Source organism: Paenibacillus azoreducens, from assembly GCF_021654775.1.
GTDB classification, from domain to species: Bacteria; Bacillota; Bacilli; order Paenibacillales; family Paenibacillaceae; genus Paenibacillus_AQ; species Paenibacillus_AQ azoreducens.
The window spans coordinates 998,314-1,020,669 of record NZ_AP025343.1 but is presented as its reverse complement, the minus strand read 5'-3'; the positions used below and the strand labels follow the sequence as shown (position 1 = coordinate 1,020,669).

The window sequence follows — 22,356 nt, the reverse complement described above, 5'->3', positions numbered from 1 at the left end:
AAGCATATGCTTTCGAAGCGAGCTTTCCTGCAGAAAGCTTTTAGGCGAACGCAGCATATGCTTCCGAAGTAGCTTTTTTTCAAAAAGCCTTTAGCTTCGTAAGAATCGATTCCGTCCCCATCGCTACTTTTTTATTGTTTAGTGCCACATTTGTCGTTCGCCAATTGTGATTAATGCTTGAAATGTCTGACGCCCGTAAATACCATGGCAATGCCATATTCGTTTGCAACTTTGATGGACTCTTCGTCTTTGATGGAGCCCCCTGGTTGAATAACTGCCGTAATGCCTGCTTTCGCTGCCAGTTCAAGCGTATCGCCCATCGGGAAAAACGCATCGGATGCCAGAACGGCTCCCTTTGCTTTTTCTCCGGCTTGTTCGATGGCGATTTTTGCCGCACCGACGCGGTTCATTTGTCCGGCGCCAACGCCGACGGTCATGTTGTCCGCAGCAAGGACGATCGCATTGGATTTCACATGCTTAACGACTTTCCATCCGAATAGAAGCTGCTTCAATTCTTCCGGCGTCGGTTGACGGTCGGTCACAACCTTCAGGTCGGACTCGTCCACCGCATGCACGTCGCTTTCCTGCACAACCATGCCACCGTCGATGGATGTTACGACAAAATTACTCTTACGTTCTCTGGAAGACCCGAATTCCCCCATTTTGAGCAGACGGATGTTTTTCTTTTTCGTCAAAATTTCGAGCGCTTCGTCCGTGAAGCCCGGTGCAAGGATGATTTCAAGGAAAATTTCGCTGAGCAGTTTTGCGGTATCGCTGTCGATGATCCGGTTTGCTGCGACGATGCCGCCAAAAATGGAGGTCGGGTCAGCGTTGTACGCTTTTTCATAGGCCTCGAAAATGCTTTCGCCCACACCTACGCCGCAAGGGTTCATATGCTTCACGGCGACGACCGCCGGCTCGTCGAATTCTTTCACGATTTGCAGCGCTGCATTGGCATCATTAATGTTGTTATACGACAATTCTTTGCCATGAAGCTGCTCCGCCGTCGTAAGCGTACCGGAAGGAGCAAGCGGTTTGCGATAAAACGCCGCTTTTTGATGCGGATTTTCTCCATAGCGGAGGTCCTGGATTTTTTCGTAGGTTACCGTAAAGCGCTCGGGTAGCGGCTCGCCGGTCACGTTCGACAAATAATCGGCAATCAGGGCGTCGTATGCGCCGGTATGGCGGAAGACTTTGGCTGCAAGCTGTTTGCGCGTCTCAAGAGTGGTATCCCCTTGCTCGCGGACTTGTTCGATCACGGTGCCGTAATCATTGGAATCCACGACTACGGTCACGAACGCATGATTTTTGGCAGCTGAGCGAAGCATGGTTGGTCCGCCAATGTCGATATTTTCGATGGCGTCCTCATACGTTACATCCGGCTTTGCGATCGTTTCCTGGAATGGATACAAATTGACGACAACAAGATCGATATACCCGAGTTCCAAATCCTTCATCTGCTGCTGATGTTCCGCACTGTCGCGGATGGCCAAAAGACCGCTGTGTACCGCAGGATGAAGCGTTTTGACGCGTCCATCCAAAATTTCAGGGAATCCCGTTACGTCAGAAATCCCGATGACCGGCACGCCTTCTTTCGCCAGCAGACTTTTCGTTCCGCCTGTCGAAATGATTTCCACGCCAAGTGCAGACAGCTCACGGCAAAAATCTACGATGCCCTTTTTATCCGAAACGCTAACCAGCGCTCTTTTAATACCCACAATATGCTCCTCCTTTGTAGTAAAAGATGATGAAATTCCCATCGGCCCGGCTGCGCATCTCAATATATAGATCCGGCAATGCCTTGGTACATCATATATTGGGCGGCATATATTCAGGCCCCACATTCTCCATCATCCTCGCGTTTATACGCTAACATTCGGGGGATCTTCATTATTTCCCGAGAAATATCGAATAACCCCCGGCCCTCGTTCATGCAAATCGCTTGTGAGTGACAAAACAACGGAATGTTCACACTCTATAGCCAAACTTGTCGCTATCGTGAAGCTAAACAACGGCGGTTATGGATTCGAAACGGTAACTTGCCTGCCATCAAGCTGCACCAGACCTTTGGCAAACCAGGATACCACCTGGGGATACAACTCCCGCTCGATGGCGTGAATCGCTTGAGCCAAAGAATCAACCGTTTCTCCTGAAACGATCGGAAGCGCCTTCTGGGCAATAATCGGCCCGGTATCCATCCCTTCATCGACAAAATGAACCGTTACCCCGCTCACCTTCACGCCATATGCCAATGCCTGTCCGATCGCATCTTTCCCGGGAAAAGCAGGCAGCAGGGACGGATGAATGTTGATGAGGCGGCCTCTGTATTTATCGACGATGACCGGCGTCAAAAGCCGCATGTATCCGGCAAGCACGACAAGATCTACGCGATGTTCTTCGAGCTTATGAACGATTTCGCGCTCATAAGCTTCCCGGGAATCATAGTCCTTCGGTTTGAACAGATGCGCTTGGACCCCCAACCGCTCGGCCCGTTGTACGACAGGTGCGGAAGGTTTGTCGCAAACGAGCAGCGCGATTTCCGCCCCGCCCAGTTCTCCTGCGTTTGCCCTTTCGGCCAAAGCTTGAAAGTTGCTGCCTTCACCCGAAGCAAAAATGGCAATACGGTAAACACTCATGAAATGTCAGCCCCCGTAAAGGTCACAACCGATTCGCCTTCCGTCACCTTGCCGATGATATAAGCCTCTTCTCCCTGTTCTTTCAAGAAGCCGACTGCTTTTTCCGCATCCTCGGCCTTAACGACAAGCACGAGACCAATGCCCATATTGAAGGTCGTGAACATATCCCGGCCCGAAATAGAACCTTTGCGCTGCATCAGCTCAAAGATCGGCAGTATCGGCCAAGAGCCATATTCAATGTCGACATTGACGTGATCCGGCAGCATCCGCGGAATATTTTCGATAAAACCTCCGCCTGTGATATGCGCCATGCCTTTAACCGGTAACAGTTCAAGCAAGCCTAGCAGCGGTTTGACGTAGATTTTGGTAGGCGCGAGAAGCGCATCGCCCAAGGTGCCTCCAAGTTCCGGAACCGAATCCTGCAGGCTGTAGCCTTCCTGCTTCAGAAGAAGCTTGCGGACCAAAGAGAAGCCATTGCTGTGGACACCGCTTGAAGCCAGTCCGATCACCGTGTCGCCTGGGGCAATGTCGGCGCCGTTAATGATTTTGCTTTTGTCGACAACGCCAACGGTGAAACCTGCAATGTCGTATTCGCCCTCGGCATACATGCCGGGCATTTCAGCCGTTTCGCCGCCGATCAGCGCGCAGCCGGCCTGATGGCAGCCTTCGGCGATTCCTGCGACGATGGCTTCGATTTTTTCCGGCACCACTTTGTCGCATGCGAGATAGTCCAGGAAAAAAAGCGGTTCAGCGCCTTGAACGACGATATCATTTACGCACATGGCAACGGCATCGATCCCGATCGTATCATGGCGGTCCATGGCAAAAGCGATTTTCAGCTTCGTGCCGACACCGTCCGTGCCTGACACGAGCACCGGCTCCTCATATTTCTCTTTGTTCAATCCGAACAACGCACCGAAGCCGCCGAGATCGGTCATCACTTCAGGACGGAACGTCCGTTTTACATGTTTCTTCATGCGTTCTACCGCTTCATTCCCTGCCGCGATATCGACGCCGGCGTTTTTGTAGGCTTCAGACACTTCCCACGACACTTCCCTTCCGTTTTATATCATGAATTGATAAAAGCAGCTTTTTAAATAGGCCTGTCCGTGAAATTCCAGTGGACTCCTTGTAAGTCTGACAGACGCAAAGCAATTCGCATTCTACGCTCAATGGTAGATCGTTGAAGGAACCTATTTTCTCTTACATACAAAAATGACTGGCTGTTCCATCTGAAAAGTTGCAAAAGTGTATCTTATTAGCACTCCAAGCAAATGTGGCTTGGAAAGTTTCAAAAGTGCATCTTTTTTAGCGTTCCAGACACTTATGGCTAGAAAGCATGCAAAAGCGCATCTTTTCCCCAGTTTTTAGGTATAATCAGACGATTCATGGTCAAATTGATGCACTTTCGCAACAATTTCGCATTTCACGCTATAAAATGTAAAAAAAGGATGTACTTTCGCAACATTTTCCCTTTTCTCATGATCAGCTATCTGAAATAGCTGCCCGCCTTTCGGGCATTTTCCGTGCCACATTATCAACTACTCTAAAAAGGATGCACCTTCGCAACATTTTTCTATTTACATGATCAGCTATCTGAAAAAACTGCCACCTTACGAGCGTTTTGCGTGCCACACTATCAACTACTCTAAAAAGGATGCACTTTCGCAACATTTTCCCTTTTCACATGATCAACTATCTCTACCAGCAAAAACAGAAGGTTTCAACAGCACACATCAAGGCAGTAATGATCATTCCCGAAAGCCTTAATATACACTGCATGAATGTTTTATATGTTTAACTTTCCAACCGTTAGCCCTGGTATGAGCAGCTTATAACTTCCATCCAGTTGCCAGCACTGCATGATCCACTCAGCAGCCGCAGCCGAACTTCTCTTCGCCGTCAAAATCCAGGCGCGTCGGGTAATCGTTATCGAAACACGCCATGCAAAGACCGCCTTTGTAATCCGCCTCGTTATTGCCCGCTATGGCCGTGATCAAACCTTCAGGGCTTAAAAAAGCCAACGAATCCGCATTGATCTCACGACAAATTTCTTCGATGGATCGTGACGAAGCGATCAGTTCGCGCCGGTCCGGCGTGTCGATGCCGTAAAAACAAGGGTTCTTGAACGGCGGCGACGTAATCCGCACATGCACCTCGACGGCCCCCGCTTCGCGGAGCAGATTGACGATCCGTCTCGAAGTCGTGCCGCGAACGATAGAGTCGTCGATCATCACGACACGCCGTCCTTCCACCACGCGGCGCACCGCGCTCAGCTTCATCTTCACGCCCTGCTCGCGCAGCTCCTGGCTCGGCTGGATGAACGTACGTCCGGTGTATTTGTTTTTGATGAGCCCCAGCTCATACGGAATACCGGTCTGTTCGGCATAACCGATCGCCGCCGAAATGCTGGAATCCGGAACGCCTGTCACGATATCCGCATCGACAAACGATTCAATCGCCATTTGGCTGCCCATGCGTTTACGCGCCGCATGCTGGTTCGATCCGTTCATGTCGCTGTCGGGACGCGCAAAATAGATATATTCCATCGCGCACAACGCTTTGCGGTGCTTTTTCTCGTCAAAACGGCCCTCATGCAACCCTTCGCGGTCCAGCACCAGCAGCTCGCCCGGTTCGATGTCGCGCACGATTTCCGCGCCGATCGTCTCAAACGCGCAGGTCTCGGAAGCAAAAATATACGCATCACCGAGTTTGCCCATGCTGAGCGGGCGCAAGCCATGAGGATCGGAGGCTACCAGCAATTTGTCGTTCGTCATGATCAGGAATGCATATCCGCCGACAATCCGGTTAAACGCATCCTTGGCTGCCCCCACCAAATCCTTCGAGGAACGGGCAATCAGATGCGCGATGACCTCGGTGTCGCTTGTCGTCTGAAAGATGGAGCCGCTTTCCTCAAGCTCGCGGCGGATTTGCGGCGCATTGACGATGTTGCCGTTGGTCGCCACGGCGAGATCGCCTGCGCGGTACTTGAAGACAAGCGGCTGCGCATTCGCCAGCTTGCTGTCGCCGCTGGTCGAATAACGGACATGGCCAATGGAAATGGAGCCGGTAAGAGACGACAACAAGTCCTTGTCGAATACCTCTTTCACCAAACCCATGCCGCGGTGAAAATGGAATTCCTCCCCGTCGCTGACGCAAAGCCCGGCGCTTTCTTCTCCGCGATGCTGCAGGGCATGCAGGCCGTAATAGGAAAGGGACGCGGCATCCGGGTGTCCATAGACCCCGAATACGCCGCATTCTTCCTTTAATTTGTCGAACAGGCCTTCCTTGCCCGCCCCTTCGTTATAATAGTCTCCGGTCCACAGCGTATGAGGTGCTATTTCATGAGACATGGAATCGCATCCTCCCAGACCTGGCGCAGTCCTTCAACCGGTTCGTTCAAAGCCTGCGCATCGTTGATCGCAATTGCGAGACTTTCGCCGCCGACGGAGCCGATCCGTGCCACGGGTACTTCGCATCCGGCCAAATACGCCTCCAGCTTGTCGGCTTGTTCCTTGCTTGCTGACAGCAGAATGCGAGATTGCGATTCGCTGAACAGCGCGAGATCGCTGCGCAGCTCCGTGCTGAGCGATACTTGAGCGCCGATGGAACCGCTGATGCAGGATTCCGCCAAAGCGACCGCTAGCCCGCCTTCGGACAAATCATGCGAGGACTGCACAAGTCCGCTTTGAATCGCGCCGAGCACGCCTGCAAGCAGCTTTTTCTCCATAACCAAATCAAGCATTGGAGGGCGTCCTTCCGTTACGCCGTGAACGGCGTATTGGAATTCGCTGCCGCCGAGTTCGGCTTTCGTTTCGCCAAGCAGGAAGATGACGTCCCCTTCCTGTTTGAAGCCTTGGGTCGTGATATGATCCGTATCATGCAGCAGGCCGACCATGCCGACAACCGGCGTCGGGTAAATCGCCCCGCTCGCGTTTTCGTTGTACAAGCTGACGTTGCCGCCGATGACCGGCGTATCCAGCACGCGGCAGGCTTCCGCCATGCCGTCGACCGCACGTTCCATTTGCCAGAAGATGTCCGGCTTTTCCGGGCTGCCGAAGTTCAGGTTGTCCGTAATCGCCAGCGGCTCCGCGCCGGAGCAGACGATGTTACGTGCTGCCTCGCTGACGGCGATTTTACCGCCAACCTCCGGATCGAGATACACATAACGGCCGTTGCAGTCCGTAGTCATTGCCAGGCCTTTGCGCGTGCCGCGGATCGTAATCACTGCCGCATCCGAGCCTGGACGTACCGCCGTGCTGGTACGAACCATATGGTCGTATTGATTATATACCCACGCTTTGCTGGCTACGGTCGGGGAAGCAAGCACCTTTTTCAGGGCGCCGCCAAGATCCTTCACTTCGTCATAACGCTGCGTGTCCACGTTTTCGTTCTCGACATAATAAGCCGGAACGCTCGAAGGTTTCTCATACACAGGGCACTCGTCGACAAGCGCCTGTACCGGCATATCTCCGACAAGTTCCCCGTGATGGAACAGCTTCAAACGTCCGTCGTCGGTGACTTTGCCGACCTTCGCGCAGATAACGCCCCAGCGTTCGAAAATTTCCATCGCCTGAGCTTCGTCCTTCGGTTCAACGACAAACAGCATGCGTTCTTGCGATTCGGAAAGCATCATTTCGTACGGCGTCATGCCCTCTTCACGCTGCGGCACTTGGTCCAAGTACAGCTCCAGGCCGTTGCCCGCCTTGCTCGCCATTTCCGCGCTAGAGCAGGTCAGACCCGCTGCGCCCATGTCCTGAATGCCAAGCACGATACCGGAATCGATCAGTTCGAGGCAGGATTCCATCACGAGTTTTTCCATGAATGGATCGCCGACCTGAACGGCCGTTTTCTTTGCTTCCGACTCTTCGCTCAGCTCAACGGAGGCAAATGTCGCCCCGTGAATGCCGTCGCGGCCGGTAGGAGGTCCCACGTAGAATACCGGGTTGCCGACGCCTTTGGCGACGCCGCGCTGGATTTTATCATGATCGATCAAGCCAACGCACATGGCATTGACGAGCGGATTGCCGTCGTAGCTGTTGTCGAACATCACTTCGCCCGCTACGGTCGGAATGCCGATGCAGTTGCCGTATCCGGCGATGCCGGAAACGACATGTTCAAACAGATATTTGACGCGCTCGCTCTCCAGCTTCCCGAAACGAAGCGAGTTCAAAAGGGCAACAGGTCTCGCGCCCATGGAGAAAATGTCGCGGATAATGCCGCCCACCCCGGTCGCCGCGCCTTGATAAGGCTCTACCGCCGACGGATGGTTATGACTTTCGATTTTGAACACGACGGCCTGGTTGTCCCCGATGTCGACGATGCCCGCGCCTTCGCCCGGCCCCATCAGGACGCGCGGTCCGCTGGTCGGGAAGCGGCGCAAAAGCGGCTTCGAGTTTTTGTATGCGCAGTGTTCGGACCACATCACGCTGAAAACGCCGATTTCCGTATAGTTCGGCTGGCGGCCCATAAACGAGCAAATCAATTCATATTCGCTGTCCGATACGCCAAACTGCTGATAAATTTTCTGTTCCGCGATCTGTTGTGCGGTCGGTTCCTTAGCGGACACTTGCTGTGCCATGGGTATCCCTCCAAGCCTTCAGGATTGATGTAAACATGCGTTTTCCGTCTGCCGAGCCAAGCAGGTCGCTTACCGCCCGCTCCGGATGCGGCATCATGCCGACGACGTTGCCCCGTTTATTCGAAATGCCGGCAATATCGGCCAGGGAGCCGTTCGGATTGTCTTTATACGTAAACACGATCTGGTTATTTTGCTGAAGGTCCTTCAGCGTCTCTTCATCGCAGTAATAATTGCCTTCGCCATGGGCAATCGGGATGACGATCTCTTCATTCAGCTCAAAATCATTCGTAAACGGCGTCTGATTATTCACGACATGAAGCACCGTGTCATGGCAGCGGAATTTCATGGACGTGTTGCGGAGCAGCGCTCCAGGCAGCAATCCCGCTTCCGTCAAAATTTGAAACCCGTTGCAGATGCCGAGAATATATTTGCCTTCTTCCGCGGCTTTGGCCACTTCGTTCATAACCGGCGCAAAACGGGAAATCGCCCCGCAGCGCAAATAGTCGCCATACGAAAATCCGCCCGGAACCAGAATGCAGTCGTATGCGGAAAGATCGGTAGCGGTATGCCACACGTAATCGACAGGCTCTCCTACCGTATCCTGCACCGCTTTGTAACAGTCAATATCACAGTTGGAGCCAGGAAAAACGAGAACTGCAAATTTCATGGATGTTAGCCCTCCAATTCGTAACGGTAATCCTCAACCACCGTGTTTGCCAAAAGCTTTTCGCACATCTCTTTGACGCGGCGCTCCGCCTCTGCACGGTCATCCGTGTTCAGGCTAAGCTCCATATATTTGCCGATGCGTACACTCTCAACTTCCTGAAAACCCATCGAATGCAGCGCTCCCTGTACCGCAACGCCTTGCGGATCGAGCACGCCCTGCTTAATCGTGACATAGACCGTAGCTTTCAACATATTCCTCTAGTTCCTCCTCAGATTAGATCGATAGAATGAGTTAAAATGAATGCTCTATTTCAATCTTAGAAGCAAGCGGCATTACGTGGCATCGACCACTGCGGTTACGGATTGTTCTTCCGATCGCTGTTGTTCGCGGATTTCAATGATTTAACCTAGTTTATTATGGTAGAAATCCGCTCACAAGCATATGCATTCCATGCCAGCTTTCCTTTGGAAAGCTCTTAGGCGAACGCTACCGCTTCGTAAGAATCGATTCCGTACCCTCCGCTACTTCCACTTTTTAAATTGAACTGAAGTAATATTTCCTAAGCGGCCTTATGCCCGCTCGGTCAACCGATGATAAATATCCTTGTAGCGGCGAGTGGTTTCTTCCACCACTTCCGCAGGAAGCGGATCGGGCTGGCTGTTTTGGTCCCACGTCGTTGACGCCAGATACGTGCGGACAGGCTGCTTGTCCATGCTGTCGATCTCGATGTCCAGAGCATATTTTTCCTTGGCCCAGAACCGGGAACAATCCGGAGTGAAAATTTCGTCAATGAGGATGACCCGGCCGTCCAGAATGCCGAATTCAAACTTGCAGTCCGCCAAAATAATGCCGCGCTCCGCGCAATAATCTCTGGCAAAACCATACAGCTTCAGGCTTTTCTCCTGCAGTTCGAAAGCTAGCTCTTCGCCGATCATCGCCTTCATTTGGTCCATCGAAATGTCTTCGTCGTGTCCGACATCGTTTTTCGCGGCCGGCGTGAAGATCGGTTCCGGAAAAGCCTCGTTTTTCCGCATGCCTTCCGGGAGCTTGATCCCGTTTATTTCACTGGAAGCCTGATACTGTTTCCAGCCGCCTCCGGTAATGTAACCTCTGACCACGCATTCGATATCGATGCGCTTCGCTTTGCGGACCACCATGATCCGGTCTTTCAAAAGCGCTTTGTCCTTCGCGATATCGCCGAGGCGCTCCACATCGGTATGCACCACGTGATTGTCCATCAGCTCGCGGGTCTGCTCAAACCAGAAGGCGCTGAGCCGGTTCAAGACGTTTCCTTTTTCCGGAACGGCCGGCTCGAGCACGTAATCAAACGCGGAAATCCGGTCCGTGACGACGATCAGCGTATGTTCCCCCAAATCGTACAGTTCGCGTACCTTGCCTTTGTAAAGCAGCGGCGCATCAACAAGTTCCACAGCGGTGGATACGGCCGGTGATGTCATGTGAATCCTCCCCATTATGTGGCTCAACACTGAAATTAGTTAGAACGAAGCAGGCCGCTGCGGTAATGCTTTCGATGCGATATAAGTTAAACCAATAATTGAACGGATAAAGGCAGCCGGGTGAAATGTTCTTTCGATCGCTGTTGCTCCCGGATTTCTATGATTTAACCAAATTCATTTATGGTAGAAATCCGATCACAAAGGCGAACGCTTCGCTTCTCCAGAATCATTTCTCCTAGGCTCAATATTCTAATACGGGTCTCTTTAGAATATTGAGCCCTCTTGCCTATTTCCTTATCCTTTTCTTTAGTTCAACTTATATAGCTTTCCTAACGGAAAGCTTTCAGATTCCGTCCCCTTCGCTACTTTCGCTTCATTTAGTCACTGTTCAATGTTGATCCACTTTTTATCTTTATACTAGACCAAGTCTCTTGAAAATCGTATCCACATGCTTCAAATGCCATGAAGGGTTAAACGCATCTTCGATATCTTCCGGACTAAGCACGCTTGTGATTTCCGGCGTCGCCTCGATGATCTCGCGGAACTGGCGTTGTTCCTCCCATGCCTGCATCGCGCGCGGCTGCACGGTGTCGTAAGCCTGCTCGCGGCTGAAGCCTTTGTCGATCAGCTTGGTCATCACGCGTCCGGAGAACGGAACGCCGAACGTGCGGCTCATATTGCGCTTCATATTTTCCGGGAATACGGTCAAATTTTTCACGATGTTTCCGAAACGGTTCAGCATATAGTTCAGCAGCATTGTCGCATCAGGCAAAATAACCCGCTCTACCGAGGAATGCGAAATATCGCGTTCATGCCAAAGCGCCACGTCTTCGTATGCCGTTACCATATGACCGCGAATCACGCGGGACAGACCGGAAATATTTTCGCAGCCGATCGGGTTGCGTTTATGCGGCATAGCCGACGAACCCTTTTGACCTTTTGCAAAAGCTTCTTCCACCTCGCGCACTTCGCTCTTTTGCAGGGCACGGATTTCCGTCGCGAATTTGTCCATCGAAGTCGCAATCAGCGCAAGGGTTGCCATATATTCGGCATGGCGGTCACGCTGCAGCGTTTGCGTTGATATCGGAGCAGGGCTGGTTCCAAGCTTTTTGCATACGAATTCTTCTACAAAAGGATCGATATTGGCGTAAGTGCCGACTGCCCCGGAGATTTTTCCAAACTCGACGCCTTTCGCCGCATGCCGGAAACGCTCCAAATTCCTCTTCATTTCTTCATGCCATAAGGCCATTTTGAGTCCGAACGTTGTCGGTTCGGCATGCACGCCATGCGTACGGCCCATCATCGGCGTATCCTTGTAGGCAATGGCTTTCTCTTTCAGGATTTCGATGAAACGAAGCAGATCCTGCTCGAGGATTTCATTGGCCTGACGCAGCAGGTAACCAAGAGCCGTGTCGACCACATCGGTCGAAGTCAGTCCGTAATGCACCCATTTGCGTTCCGCTCCAAGGCTTTCCGATACCGTGCGCGTAAAAGCAATCACGTCATGGCGCGTTTCCTGCTCGATTTCATAAATGCGGTCGATGTCAAAAGTAGCTTTCTCCCGAAGCAGCTTGGCATCTTCCTTCGGAATGACGCCGAGTTCAGCCCATGCTTCGCAAGCGCATAGTTCCACTTCCAGCCAAGCCTTAAACTTGTTCTCCTCGGTCCAGATGGCCCGCATTTCCGGTCTGCTGTAACGTTCAATCATTGATTATCCTTGCCTCCAAATTTGAGTTTGTTCTACCCAGTCCAGCGCATGCTGAACATCTTTGCATAAGAGATTGATATGGCCCATTTTGCGGCCGGTCTTGCTTTCATTCTTTCCATATAAATGAAGCTTAGGCACAACGCCGAATTCATTTAAAGCATCGTCCGGCGCCCCTGCCCGCTTCACGACTTCATCCAAATGCTGCCCGAGTACATTCACCATGACGACCGGGCTAAGCAGAGTCGTGTCTCCAAGCGGCAGATTGCATATCGCCCGGATATGCTGCTCAAACTGCGAGGTTGCGCATGCCTCCATCGTGTAATGTCCGGAATTATGGGGACGCGGGGCAACTTCATTGACATACAGCCGGCCGTCCTCCGTCACGAACATTTCCACGGCGAGCAGTCCGGATAGACCCAGGCTTTCCGCCAATTTCTCCGCTAACTTCCGTGCTTCTCTTTGAATGCTTTCTTCGATCCTTGCCGGTACGATCGATAGATGCAAAATACCGTTCACGTGAACATTTTCCGATACGGGAAAGCTTTTGATTTCGCCTTTCGGGCTCCGGGCGGCAATCACGGAAATTTCCGCTTGGAAAGCGATATATTTCTCAAGCACCAGCTCTCTCACGGATGTCGCCAACTCTCGGTAAGCCGTTTCCAGTTCATCCGCTGTACGGATGACCGCTTGTCCCTTGCCGTCATATCCTCCGGTTGCCGTTTTCAGCACACAGGGAAGACCCAGCTCTTCCGCTGCTTTTGTGAGGCTCTGCAAATCCGTAATTTCGCGGTATGGCGCAACAGGCACGCCTGCCGCTTCGATCGCGCGTTTCTCCCGCAATCTGTGCTGGGTAGTGTAGAGAAGCGAGCTTCCCTGCGGCACGTAGGATTCCCGCTCAAGCAGGGCCGCTACGCCTGCATCCACATTTTCGAATTCATACGTAATGACATCCGACTTCGCAGCCAGCTTCCGCGCCGCATCCTCATCGCTGTAGGCAGCTTCGATCTGCGGCGTTACTTGTCCGCATGGCGATTCCGGCGTTGGGTCCAGCGTAATGAACCGGTATCCCATTGCAGTCCCGGCAAGAGACATCATCCGCCCGAGCTGCCCTCCGCCCAAAATGCCAATCGTCGATCCCGGGAGGAGTGTATTAATTTGGGTCAAAGGATCGTTTCGCTGCACATTGCTCATAGGGAATCACTGCTTTCCAGCACTTCATTGCGGATATGATCCCGCCGCGCCTGCACCCTGTTTTGAATGACAGGATCTGAAGCTCCCAGAATTTGGGCTGCCAGGAGTCCCGCATTTGTCGCTCCGGCCTGACCGATCGCTACCGTCGCCACCGGTATGCCGCCGGGCATCTGCACGATGGACAGAAGCGAATCCAGCCCGTTCAGCGCTTTGGTCTGCACCGGCACGCCGATGACCGGCAGCACGGTTTTGGAAGCGACCATTCCCGGCAAATGCGCGGCTCCGCCCGCGCCTGCAATAATGACCTTAATGCCCCGCTGCGCGGCTTCTTCCGCAAATGAAAACATCAAATCCGGCGTACGATGTGCGGAAACCACTTTTTTCTCATATGAAATGTTTAATTCATCGAGCACCTTGCATGCGTACTGCATCGTTTCCCAATCCGATTTGCTGCCCATAATGACAGCGACCGATGCTGACATATTTCCTACCTACCTTCTTGTTGGTTTTTGTATGGTTTTCGTCTATCGTGGAAAATTACAATCAAAGCCGAAAACAAGACCAAAAAGCCCGGTCCCCACGAAAATCTTGATTTTCAGGATACCGGACCACATGTCAGGAATACGCATGACGAGCCAAACGTAATATGCGCAGCAGGCAGACGTCAAGACTCGAAAGGCTCTTTCGCAGCCTCCCTTACGGTATTCCCTCGTAGTCCGGAAATTTACGGTTCCCGGGTAGAAACTTCCGGGCCTTATCCCCGGCATTATACGAGCAATTTATTGAATTATTGTTTAATGAATGAAAGTCTCCGAATTAGGGGCTTTCAATGATCAGTTTAACAATCCCTTCTACTGCATGTCAACCGAAACACGAACAATTTTAAAACAAGTAAAATTAATGTTCGTTTTTTTCATAATTCACGTTTAAAAAGAAAACCAGCACCTCCGGAAACTCCGGCCGCACTGGCTTTCATTTATTGATTCAACGTTACTTAATCACAAGAACAGGTATGCGGGCATGCTGCACCACATTATGGCTGACGCTGCCAAGCACGAATTCACGAATTCCGCCCAGACCGCGGCTGCCAATGACGATAACGTCTGATTCATGATCCTTGGCATATTTCAAAATGGTTTCCGCAGGAGCTCCCTGCACCATTTTCACATGAAAATCCACGCCGGATTCGGACAATTTTTTCTTCGCTTCCTCCACCGTCTGTTCAGCCAGATCGTAATAATCCTTGTTCACGGAGGCGGGAATCGGAGCCAGCCCTTCGCCAATAAAAACGCGTGGAAAGTCGAATGCATGAATGACTTCGATGATCGAGCCGGGTGTTGCTTGGGCCAATTCGATTGCACGGTCAAGAGCCTTATTGGAAGCTTTGGAACCATCATAAGCCAGAAGAATTTTGGAGAATAACATATGAGCCCACCTCTTCTTTCCCTGTTTTGTAGAACTATTACCCATGAATCCGTTCCATCAATCACTAAAGAAAAACCGGAACCGATTCGTGTAAAAATGAAAGAAAATCGATGATGCCTGTATGAACCTGCTAGCTTAAAAAATAGGCGTACAGAACGGCATTCACAAACAACAGCAGCGGAATTCCAATACGGAAGCTCAAATGACGCGTCTTATGGCGTTTGCGGTACATCGCAATCCACACTCCCAATGCTCCGCCGATCGCTGCCAGCAAAAACAATGTTTTTTCGGGCACGCGCTCGCGTCTGTTCCTTGCCCTCTTCTTGTCCTCGGACATCACCAGGTAGCCCACAGCATTGATGAAAATGAACCATATCCAAAGGGCTGTTTTCACCTGGGGAACCACCTCCGTTCCTTTGCCTAATTTTATTATAATTCCACAATCTTCCCGAAACAATGTCAAAACTTAGAACAATTCAGTTTCTAAGCCATATCGGATGGATTTTCCATCCCTGGTTATTTGCCCTTTTGCTGTTCCATGGCTGCTTTCAACAGTTCACCCAGGTTGGAAACGGCTGATGATTCCTCTTTTGCATATTTTTGGACAAGCTTGCGCTCTTCCCTTTTGTTCACATGATTATTATTTTTATTTAACGTTTCGGTAATGCCGCATGGCAAACACTGTACATACAGTCCGGCTTTGCCTTCCTTGATCTCCATTTTTTTGTGGCATTGCGGACAACGGCGATTCGACAAACGCTTCTCATCCGAGCGGCGATACCCGCAGTCTTCGCTTGGACATACGAGCATTTTGCCGCGTTTTCCCTTTTTCTCCAGCAGGCGGGTGCCGCACTCTGGACAGTGGCTATTCGATACATTATGCGGCTTATAACCGGCGGAACTGTTTTTTACTTCGGTAACTAGATCTTTCGACATGCCCCGAATTCCTTGCAGGAAAGGATCAGGCTTGCCTTGGCCGCGGGCGATTTTTTCAAGCTCTGCCTCCCAGCGCGCGGTAAGCTCAGGTGTACGCAGCTCGGAAGCTACCAGTTCGATCAACTGCTTTCCCTTTCCTGTCGGATGCAGAAGATTGCCCTGACGTTCGATCGTATCGGTGTTGATCAGCTTTTCGATAATATCGGCACGGGTGGCTGGCGTACCAAGCCCATGCTTTTCCATTAGGGACAGAAGGCTTGCTTCAGTATAACGCTTCGGCGGAAGCGTTCTTCCGTTCTGGACATGGACACGCTGCACCTTAACGGATTCGCCTTCATGAAGCACAGGCAGCAGGGACGGACGGTCATCCGCATCCTCATCATCTTCATCCGAAAAATGATCGCTATCTGCGCCATACACTTCACGCCAACCCGCATCCTTGATCGTTGTGCCTTTGGCATGAAGCTGCTCGCCTTCCACCTGCACGGTCACGCTGACGTTGTCGTATCGGGCAGGCGGATAAAACAAACTGATAAAACGGCGCACGATCAGGTCATAAAGCTTTCTTTCTTCCGTGCTCAACTGATTAAGCAGCACCGTTTCTTCCGTTGGAATGATCGCATGGTGATCGCTGACCTTGGAATCATCGACGATGCGTTTGGTGATTGGCAGATTTTTGCGCAGCAGCGGCCGGGCCAACGCGGCATATGGACCTACAGCTACGCTTTCAAGCCGCTCCTTCAACGTATTAACCATATCGGAGGTCAGATAACGGCTGTCCGTACGCGGATAAGTGACCAGCTTGTATTGTTCGTAAAGACGCTGCAGTACATTGGAAGTTTGTTTCGCGGAAAAACCGTATTTCCGGTTCGCATCCCGCTGCAGCTCGGTCAGGTCATAAGCAAGCGGATGCGGCTCCACCTTTTCCGTTTTCTTGATCTGGGCGACCTTCCCGTATTGGCCCTCAAGCTTTTTCTTTAATGATTCGCTGTTTTGGCGTTCAAAAATCCGGGCATCCCCGTTTTTCCCCCGCCAGGTTGCCGAGAAGCTGCCAAAATCCGCCTTAATGGTGTCATATTCCTGTGAGCGGAAATTAATAATTTCCTTTTCCCGGTCCATGATCATGCCCAGTGTTGGCGTTTGAACCCTGCCTGCGGACAGCTGCGCTCCGAATTTGACGGTCAATGCGCGGGTTACGTTCAGTCCGATCATCCAATCCGCTTCCGCGCGGCAGCGTGCCGATTCATACAGACGGTCAAACTGCTTGCCCGGACGCAAAGACGAGAACCCCTCCTTGATCGCCTTATCCGTTTGCGATGATATCCACAGGCGCTCGAACGGTTTGTTCCAATGAACCATTTTCATGATCCAGCGGGCCAGAAGCTCTCCTTCGCGCGCCGCATCGGTTGCGATAATCAGCTTGTTCACATCCTGACGTTTGGTTAGCGACTGAACCACTCTGAACTGCTGGCCGGTTTCGCGCAGCACTTTCAGTTTCATCGTTTTCGGCAGGATCGGCAAATCCTCAAGATTCCATGTTGCGTATTTATGATCATAATCCTCGGGTTCGGCGAGGCCGACCAAATGTCCCAGCGCCCAAGTCACAATATATTTAGGGCCTTCAAAATATCCCTTATGTTTTTCCTTGCTTCCCATGACCCGCGCAATTTCGCGTGCGACGGATGGTTTTTCGGCTAATACGAGTGCTTTCATAACGCTCCCCTTTCCTTGAGGTATCAAAAGCATGAATGTCCATTCATCCGGCCTCAGATACGCTTAGAAAAAAACGACTCTCGAACGGTCTGTCTCATATGCGACATACATACGCCTGCAACCGTTTTTCCCATGATTGTTATTATATCATTCTTTGACATATGTCATGAAATAACAGATAGGCGCGCCAACAACTCATGACTCAAGTCATAAGTTCCCTTTACGCAAAACATGAAAAATCCCTTCGTGACACCGTGTGAAAAAACAGATCTTTCACAGACGCGTCCAAAGGGAATTTCGGATTGCGAGGATAGTCCTAGCTTATATTTGTGAGAAAAGATTCAGAAGATGTTACTCTTGCTTCGAAATCCCGTTGAGGCTGGGCGGAACCTTGGCTGCTTTTTCCGGACGCTGCGTTATGGTTTCCTCTTTATTGCTGGCTTTGTTTTGTTGATTATTGATTTTTAGCGGTCTATGATACGGCATAACTATCCCTCCTTTCTGTTATCGATCCCCTATTCCTGATTTTTTATCCACTAATTAGTATTATTGACCTATACTTTGAGTATTTGCGCAATTTATTTCATAAAAAAGATAAAATTATGGATTAATTTATATACATTTGTTAAGTTAAAATTGGTAGCATAAACCAGAGACCACGCAAACAACAGGAGGGCACATCGTGAAATTTCGTAATTTATCGCTCAAGTTCAAATTCATTGCATTACTAATTCCGGTTGTTATCATCATTTTTACGGCCATTTTGTTGTTGAATATCAACACATTGAAGTCCGGGTTATCCCGTGATCTGAACCATGAGCTTGAAGGCGTAGGTAATTTGACCGCCATGCAGCTTGATCCGTCCCAAGTCACATCACTTATCGACCATAAGGGGACAGATAATCCGGATTTTACAAAGCTTCAATCACAGCTCGACTTTATTAAAAAAGTTCAAGGAACCATGTCATCAGGCTACATATGGGAAATGAAGGACGGACAGGCATATCCAGTAGTATTTACTTCAAATTTGAACGGTCAAGCCAAGGATTTCGGAAAACCTTTCATCGACTTATCGCCGGTTAATATCAAAGCAGCGCAGGAAGCTTATAAGACCGGCAAACGCTATATAACCGACGTATATGATGATTCCTTGGGCTCTTGGAAGACAATTATGCAGCCAATCCGAAGTGAAGGGAAAATCATTGCGGTGCTTGGAATCGACTATTCTGCAGAGTATATTAACAATGCGGTTAACACTTCCATGACCACGGAGATTATCATAACTCTGATCGGTATTGCAGTCACCGCTCTCATCACTTATTCCGTTGTGCATCGGCTGCTTGTGCCCTTGCGGCGTGTCGTAACGTTGGCCAATAGCATAGCTGACGGGGATTTGACCGCTCAAGAGATGAATACTGATATAAATGATGAAGTCGGACAATTGTACAATGCGATCAGCAAAATGAATACACAGCTCCGTATGCTGATTCAAAATATCCAGAACCAGGCCAGTTCGATGATGGAACATATCGAGCAATTTCAAACCGGCGCTTGGGAAACGGCGAATTTTTCGCGTTCCGTCAGAAAGGATGTGTCCGAGGTTGCCGGACAAACGGCAACGACATCCAAAATCTCCGAAGAAACCGTTGTTGTTCTGGAAGAAACAGCCCAGGGCATACAGCGGATTGCCGAGTCCACTTCATTGGCATCCGAAGAATCCAACCAAATGGCGGAGCATGCCGACTCTGGTTATGAAGTGCTTCAACACATCATAACGCAGATGGAAACCATCAACGCTTCGGTAGGACAAATCACAAACGCGTTCCACACTTTGCATCAGCAAATCACGGAAATCGGTACTTTCTCCGATCTCATCACCGAGGTTAGCCAGCAAACCAACCTGCTGTCGCTGAATGCCTCCATCGAGGCAGCCCGCGCCGGTGAACATGGTGCAGGTTTTGCCGTAGTCGCCAACGAGATTCGAAAGCTGGCCGAAAGCACCGGCAAATCTGCGGCAGGCATCATGGACTTGGTCGCTCGCATCAAAGAAAGCACTGGCAATACCATTGCAGCGGCTGAACACGGGCAGCTCGAGGCAACACGCGGCCTTTCTCTGGCATCGGAAGCCGGACAAGCATTCAACCGTATTCAGCAATCTACAAGCAATGTCGCAATGCAGATGCAGGAAATTTCCGCTGCCTTGCAGCAAATTTCTGCTTCCTCTGAAGAAGCGACCGCATCAGTTACCGAACTGAAATATTCGGCAAGCAACATCGCGCTTACTTCCGGGCAAGTAAACGAAGCCGCCGGAAACCTGCTTGATTTGATTGAGGAAATGACTAGAGCTACCGAATCCTTAGGCAATGTCAGCAGCCAGCTCCAGGAGTCGGTGATGAAATTTAAAGTATAAGTTTTCTAAGCCGAGCGTAACAAAAAAAATGACGGTACAAAGGATGGGATTCCTTGTACCGCCATTTTTGTTTTTACGGATTTGAGTAAAGTATGATCGTCTTATATTTTGTATGCCGCCCTTAATTGAGCGGCTTTGAGAAATTCGTTATATTTGACAATGTCCAGCTGCGCCTCAAAATAGTGGTTTCCATCTGAAGCTTGTCCTTTAAAATAAATCATGCCGTCAACGATCTCCGAACGATAGATCTCAATTTCATCTCCAGCCAATGCTTCATGCTGATAGGTGATTTTAAAGGATTGGATTCGAAGTTTGCCTATCTCCTCTTTGCTAAGGGAATCCATGCATAAATCTGCGTACCGGGAATTGTTCAAATGCCCGTTCGCATCAATACCGCTGTATCGGACAACGGAGTTATAAGCCTTATGCATGGTTACGTCTTCGGGAATTTTTACTTTCTGCGGCGTCTCTCCTGCTGAATCCTCGGCTGTGATTGGCACTTCAAAAGGAAATGCCGACGGTCTAAGAACTTTACGCTTATTGATATCCACAAGCGCCCAGATACTGCATGCTTCGGCCACAACGCCTCCCGTTTGATCCGTTATGCGGAAATCACGCTGCCATAGCGCTCCTTTCGGCCCCATATTCCATGTATCAATCGTAATATTCTCCAGCGCTTGAGGTGTCCGCTCAAAACGCAGATCCATCGTAATCAGCATCCAGCCCATGCCAGCTTCAATCATCTGGTCTCTCGAGGCGCCGATATGCTCCAAATGCGCATCCGCTGTACGCTGCATCAATGCCAGCAGCACAGATAAACGTGCCTCGGATTTATAATCGATATCGTTGGAATGAATCAGGTAGGTTTCTCTCCACTTGTTGTCCATGACTTTTCTCCTCTTTTTTGTAAAAAATATATCTGCAGCTCAGGTGATTCCCTTTTCCGACGTACGAACTTTGCCCCATGACGGACTGGCGCCAATATGAACAATGAACTTTGTAGTGAACTTTCTAATGAACTTTGCGATGAACTTTGTAATGATCATTCCAAGGCCACATCATCAACCAGGAATTTTAAGCGAGTGTTTGGAATTCGGAACCTTATGTTAAAAGTTCCGGTTTACAATCCTATATATACAGCATACTCTTAGTTTTTATATTATTCAAAGAGGTGTAAATTACCGTTTAACGACCGGATCTTCGAGATCAAGCAAACGACGGCTCTCAGAACAGCGCCACCGTGCTGTATCGAACGCAGGACCGAGAGGAGCAGATGGAACTCTAGCTGTCCCCCCGCCTCCGGCCAGCAACCTGCTGTTTACTCTGCTTTTTCTGCTTATATCGGAAAATAAATAAATCCCACAAAGCGGTTTACGCCTCATGCGATTTATTAGGATATTATACTAAAAATAATACTTATATTATTTATGTGAATTGCCTTGGTATTCCGTAACATTACATAACACAATGAATAGGAGAGCCAAATTGAACGAGAACATGCCATAACTGTTTAATGTGCTGCAAACTTTCTTCATAAGATCCCCAGTCCTCCCACTTCTCGGGATGATTGTGCAGCGATGCCGCAGCCAAACCCAAAACCGCCGCGTCAATTTGTCCCTTTTCGTTACCAAACCTTTGGTCGATCCTCATCGCAAGCGGCTGCATCGCAGGACCACGAAAATCACCCGGCACCGATTCGACCTTCAGCTGGTACCCTGCATGCCAGCCAAGCCGCAGACCATATTTATCGCAGATTTCCTTCAAGAGTTTGCCCGTTGGCGTATTTCGGAAAGAAGGATCCGCAATCAAGGCTTCCGCATCGTTTGCCAAATCCAACACAACATGAACCTGGGCTTCGATGTAATCATCAAGCGATCGTCCCAAGGCTGCCGGTGTAAACCCCGTGGATCTAAAGCTCAGCTTTTGAAGCAGCTCCACCAGCAGCGGTACACCGATGCGTTCGGAACCGAGCACTTCCTGGGTGCCGGCAGCAGCCTCGAATAAGGGAGCCAAAACTGGAGAAAAAACATCAATCGTTCCTTTTTGCTCAGGCTCCATAAAGCTATCCCCAAACGTAAAAGTGCAACGCTCCGTCACGTGCGGACGAAGGACCAAATGGCACGACCCAAAACGGGGGGACGCACCATCCCCATAATTCATCAGATTAAGCCCTCCATACTTAGGCCATTCTTCGTTGGTTACTCCGGCAGCCTGGTATGCTCTTCCAAATAAATGCTCTTCCCACCGGTCACGATCACCACCGGCAAATGCCGTTCGGCTCCCGTTGGAGATCGCGGTCTCAAACTGTCCTCGGTACACCCCGTCCTGAAGCAGTCCTTCAGCTACCGACCGACCGGTAGCGAGCAAACGATCAGGATGAAAATTGATTGTAACCCGTGCAAAACGGCGAATGTTATCAATGAGTGCGCCAACATCAATAGCATTAAGGCCTTCGTCAGCCAGAATCCGGTCAATCATCTGCGGGAAAGACACTGCGCGCTCAAAGCATCCTTACGAACGTACTGTATGGCTCGTGCTTGTGCTTCGGTCAAAACTACTCCTCCTTTATCGTTCCTAGGAGACCCTTCGCAAGAAATCGAAAACTTATGTACATGTGAATAACATTTTACAA

At 50.4% G+C, this 22,356-nt stretch carries 18 protein-coding genes and 1 riboswitch; of the genes, 1 reads left to right on the top strand and 17 read right to left on the bottom strand.

Going from position 1 to position 22,356, the window contains the following annotated elements:
* Positions 1–170 precede the first annotated feature (170 nt).
* The 15 genes from purH to L6442_RS32800 form a co-directional block, all read right to left on the bottom strand.
* On the bottom strand, positions 171–1,718 hold the full coding sequence (gene purH, locus L6442_RS04320) for a bifunctional phosphoribosylaminoimidazolecarboxamide formyltransferase/IMP cyclohydrolase (RefSeq protein ID WP_212980368.1): 1,548 nt from the start codon (positions 1,716–1,718) through the stop codon (positions 171–173).
* A gap of 300 nt (positions 1,719–2,018) precedes the next feature.
* Positions 2,019–2,636: a phosphoribosylglycinamide formyltransferase gene (purN, locus tag L6442_RS04315; protein WP_212980369.1), complete on the bottom strand. Its 618-nt coding sequence runs from the start codon at positions 2,634–2,636 to the stop codon at positions 2,019–2,021.
* The gene (gene purM / locus L6442_RS04310) at positions 2,633–3,676 is read right to left on the bottom strand and encodes a phosphoribosylformylglycinamidine cyclo-ligase (RefSeq protein WP_212980370.1); all 1,044 of its coding nucleotides are present in this window, start codon (positions 3,674–3,676) and stop codon (positions 2,633–2,635) included. Before purM ends, purN begins: the two co-directional genes overlap by 4 nt.
* An 831-nt stretch (positions 3,677–4,507) precedes the next feature.
* Positions 4,508–5,989, bottom strand: coding sequence for an amidophosphoribosyltransferase (purF, locus tag L6442_RS04305; protein ID WP_212980371.1), 1,482 nt, complete (start codon positions 5,987–5,989; stop codon positions 4,508–4,510).
* Complete coding sequence (gene purL, locus L6442_RS04300; RefSeq protein ID WP_212980372.1) at positions 5,974–8,217, bottom strand: phosphoribosylformylglycinamidine synthase subunit PurL; 2,244 nt, start codon at positions 8,215–8,217, stop codon at positions 5,974–5,976. The genes purF and purL overlap by 16 nt, the downstream gene beginning before the upstream one ends.
* Positions 8,195–8,884 (bottom strand): phosphoribosylformylglycinamidine synthase subunit PurQ, encoded by a 690-nt coding sequence (purQ, locus tag L6442_RS04295; protein ID WP_194234713.1) that lies wholly within the window; start codon positions 8,882–8,884, stop codon positions 8,195–8,197. The genes purL and purQ overlap by 23 nt, the downstream gene beginning before the upstream one ends.
* 5 nt (positions 8,885–8,889) lie before the next feature.
* Entirely contained in the window at positions 8,890–9,135 is a 246-nt protein-coding gene (gene purS, locus L6442_RS04290; RefSeq protein WP_194234714.1) for a phosphoribosylformylglycinamidine synthase subunit PurS, read from the bottom strand.
* Between the two features lie 318 nt (positions 9,136–9,453).
* On the bottom strand, positions 9,454–10,341 hold the full coding sequence (locus tag L6442_RS04285; protein WP_212980373.1) for a phosphoribosylaminoimidazolesuccinocarboxamide synthase: 888 nt from the start codon (positions 10,339–10,341) through the stop codon (positions 9,454–9,456).
* A gap of 412 nt (positions 10,342–10,753) precedes the next feature.
* On the bottom strand, positions 10,754–12,049 hold the full coding sequence (gene purB, locus L6442_RS04280) for an adenylosuccinate lyase (RefSeq protein ID WP_194234716.1): 1,296 nt from the start codon (positions 12,047–12,049) through the stop codon (positions 10,754–10,756).
* Positions 12,050–12,052: 3 nt separating this feature from the next.
* Complete coding sequence (gene purK, locus L6442_RS04275; RefSeq protein WP_212980374.1) at positions 12,053–13,240, bottom strand: 5-(carboxyamino)imidazole ribonucleotide synthase; 1,188 nt, start codon at positions 13,238–13,240, stop codon at positions 12,053–12,055.
* The gene (gene purE / locus L6442_RS04270) at positions 13,237–13,722 is read right to left on the bottom strand and encodes a 5-(carboxyamino)imidazole ribonucleotide mutase (protein ID WP_212980375.1); all 486 of its coding nucleotides are present in this window, start codon (positions 13,720–13,722) and stop codon (positions 13,237–13,239) included. Before purE ends, purK begins: the two co-directional genes overlap by 4 nt.
* 210 nt (positions 13,723–13,932) lie before the next feature.
* A riboswitch (purine riboswitch) is annotated at positions 13,933–14,034 on the bottom strand.
* A 196-nt stretch (positions 14,035–14,230) separates the two neighbouring features.
* Positions 14,231–14,665 (bottom strand): universal stress protein, encoded by a 435-nt coding sequence (locus L6442_RS04265; RefSeq protein WP_194234719.1) that lies wholly within the window; start codon positions 14,663–14,665, stop codon positions 14,231–14,233.
* Between the two features lie 130 nt (positions 14,666–14,795).
* Complete coding sequence (locus L6442_RS04260; RefSeq protein ID WP_212980376.1) at positions 14,796–15,059, bottom strand: DUF1294 domain-containing protein; 264 nt, start codon at positions 15,057–15,059, stop codon at positions 14,796–14,798.
* A 122-nt stretch (positions 15,060–15,181) separates the two neighbouring features.
* Entirely contained in the window at positions 15,182–17,314 is a 2,133-nt protein-coding gene (locus L6442_RS04255; protein WP_212980377.1) for a DNA topoisomerase III, read from the bottom strand.
* Positions 17,315–17,665: 351 nt separating this feature from the next.
* Positions 17,666–17,800 carry a hypothetical protein gene (locus L6442_RS32800; protein WP_265589859.1) on the bottom strand — a complete coding sequence of 45 codons (135 nt, stop codon included), beginning with the start codon at positions 17,798–17,800 and terminating at the stop codon, positions 17,666–17,668.
* Positions 17,801–17,996: 196 nt separating this feature from the next.
* On the opposite strand from L6442_RS32800, the gene L6442_RS04250 reads away from it, so the two are divergent.
* Entirely contained in the window at positions 17,997–19,724 is a 1,728-nt protein-coding gene (locus L6442_RS04250; protein WP_212980378.1) for a methyl-accepting chemotaxis protein, read from the top strand.
* A 101-nt stretch (positions 19,725–19,825) separates the two neighbouring features.
* Here L6442_RS04250 and L6442_RS04245 read toward each other — a convergent pair whose 3' ends face one another.
* Positions 19,826–20,611 carry an acyl-[acyl-carrier-protein] thioesterase gene (locus tag L6442_RS04245; RefSeq protein ID WP_212980379.1) on the bottom strand — a complete coding sequence of 262 codons (786 nt, stop codon included), beginning with the start codon at positions 20,609–20,611 and terminating at the stop codon, positions 19,826–19,828.
* Between the two features lie 568 nt (positions 20,612–21,179).
* Positions 21,180–22,217 carry a DUF3626 domain-containing protein gene (locus L6442_RS04240; protein ID WP_237100206.1) on the bottom strand — a complete coding sequence of 346 codons (1,038 nt, stop codon included), beginning with the start codon at positions 22,215–22,217 and terminating at the stop codon, positions 21,180–21,182.
* Between the last annotated feature and the right edge of the window lie 139 nt (positions 22,218–22,356).

Bases quoted from the DNA above. Each gene is read 5' to 3' on its own strand.
- purN (WP_212980369.1), bottom strand. From the start codon at position 2,636: ATGAGTGTTTACCGTATTGCCATTTTTGCTTCGGGTGAAGGCAGCAAC.
- purF (WP_212980371.1), bottom strand. From the start codon at position 5,989: ATGTCTCATGAAATAGCACCTCATACGCTGTGGACCGGAGACTATTAT.
- purL (WP_212980372.1), bottom strand. From the start codon at position 8,217: ATGGCACAGCAAGTGTCCGCTAAGGAACCGACCGCACAACAGATCGCG.
- purQ (WP_194234713.1), bottom strand. From the start codon at position 8,884: ATGAAATTTGCAGTTCTCGTTTTTCCTGGCTCCAACTGTGATATTGAC.
- purS (WP_194234714.1), bottom strand. From the start codon at position 9,135: ATGTTGAAAGCTACGGTCTATGTCACGATTAAGCAGGGCGTGCTCGAT.
- L6442_RS04285 (WP_212980373.1), bottom strand. From the start codon at position 10,341: ATGACATCACCGGCCGTATCCACCGCTGTGGAACTTGTTGATGCGCCG.
- purB (WP_194234716.1), bottom strand. From the start codon at position 12,049: ATGATTGAACGTTACAGCAGACCGGAAATGCGGGCCATCTGGACCGAG.
- purK (WP_212980374.1), bottom strand. From the start codon at position 13,240: ATGAGCAATGTGCAGCGAAACGATCCTTTGACCCAAATTAATACACTC.
- purE (WP_212980375.1), bottom strand. From the start codon at position 13,722: ATGTCAGCATCGGTCGCTGTCATTATGGGCAGCAAATCGGATTGGGAA.
- L6442_RS04265 (WP_194234719.1), bottom strand. From the start codon at position 14,665: ATGTTATTCTCCAAAATTCTTCTGGCTTATGATGGTTCCAAAGCTTCC.
- L6442_RS04255 (WP_212980377.1), bottom strand. From the start codon at position 17,314: ATGAAAGCACTCGTATTAGCCGAAAAACCATCCGTCGCACGCGAAATT.
- L6442_RS32800 (WP_265589859.1), bottom strand. From the start codon at position 17,800: ATGCCGTATCATAGACCGCTAAAAATCAATAATCAACAAAACAAAGCC.
- L6442_RS04245 (WP_212980379.1), bottom strand. From the start codon at position 20,611: ATGGACAACAAGTGGAGAGAAACCTACCTGATTCATTCCAACGATATC.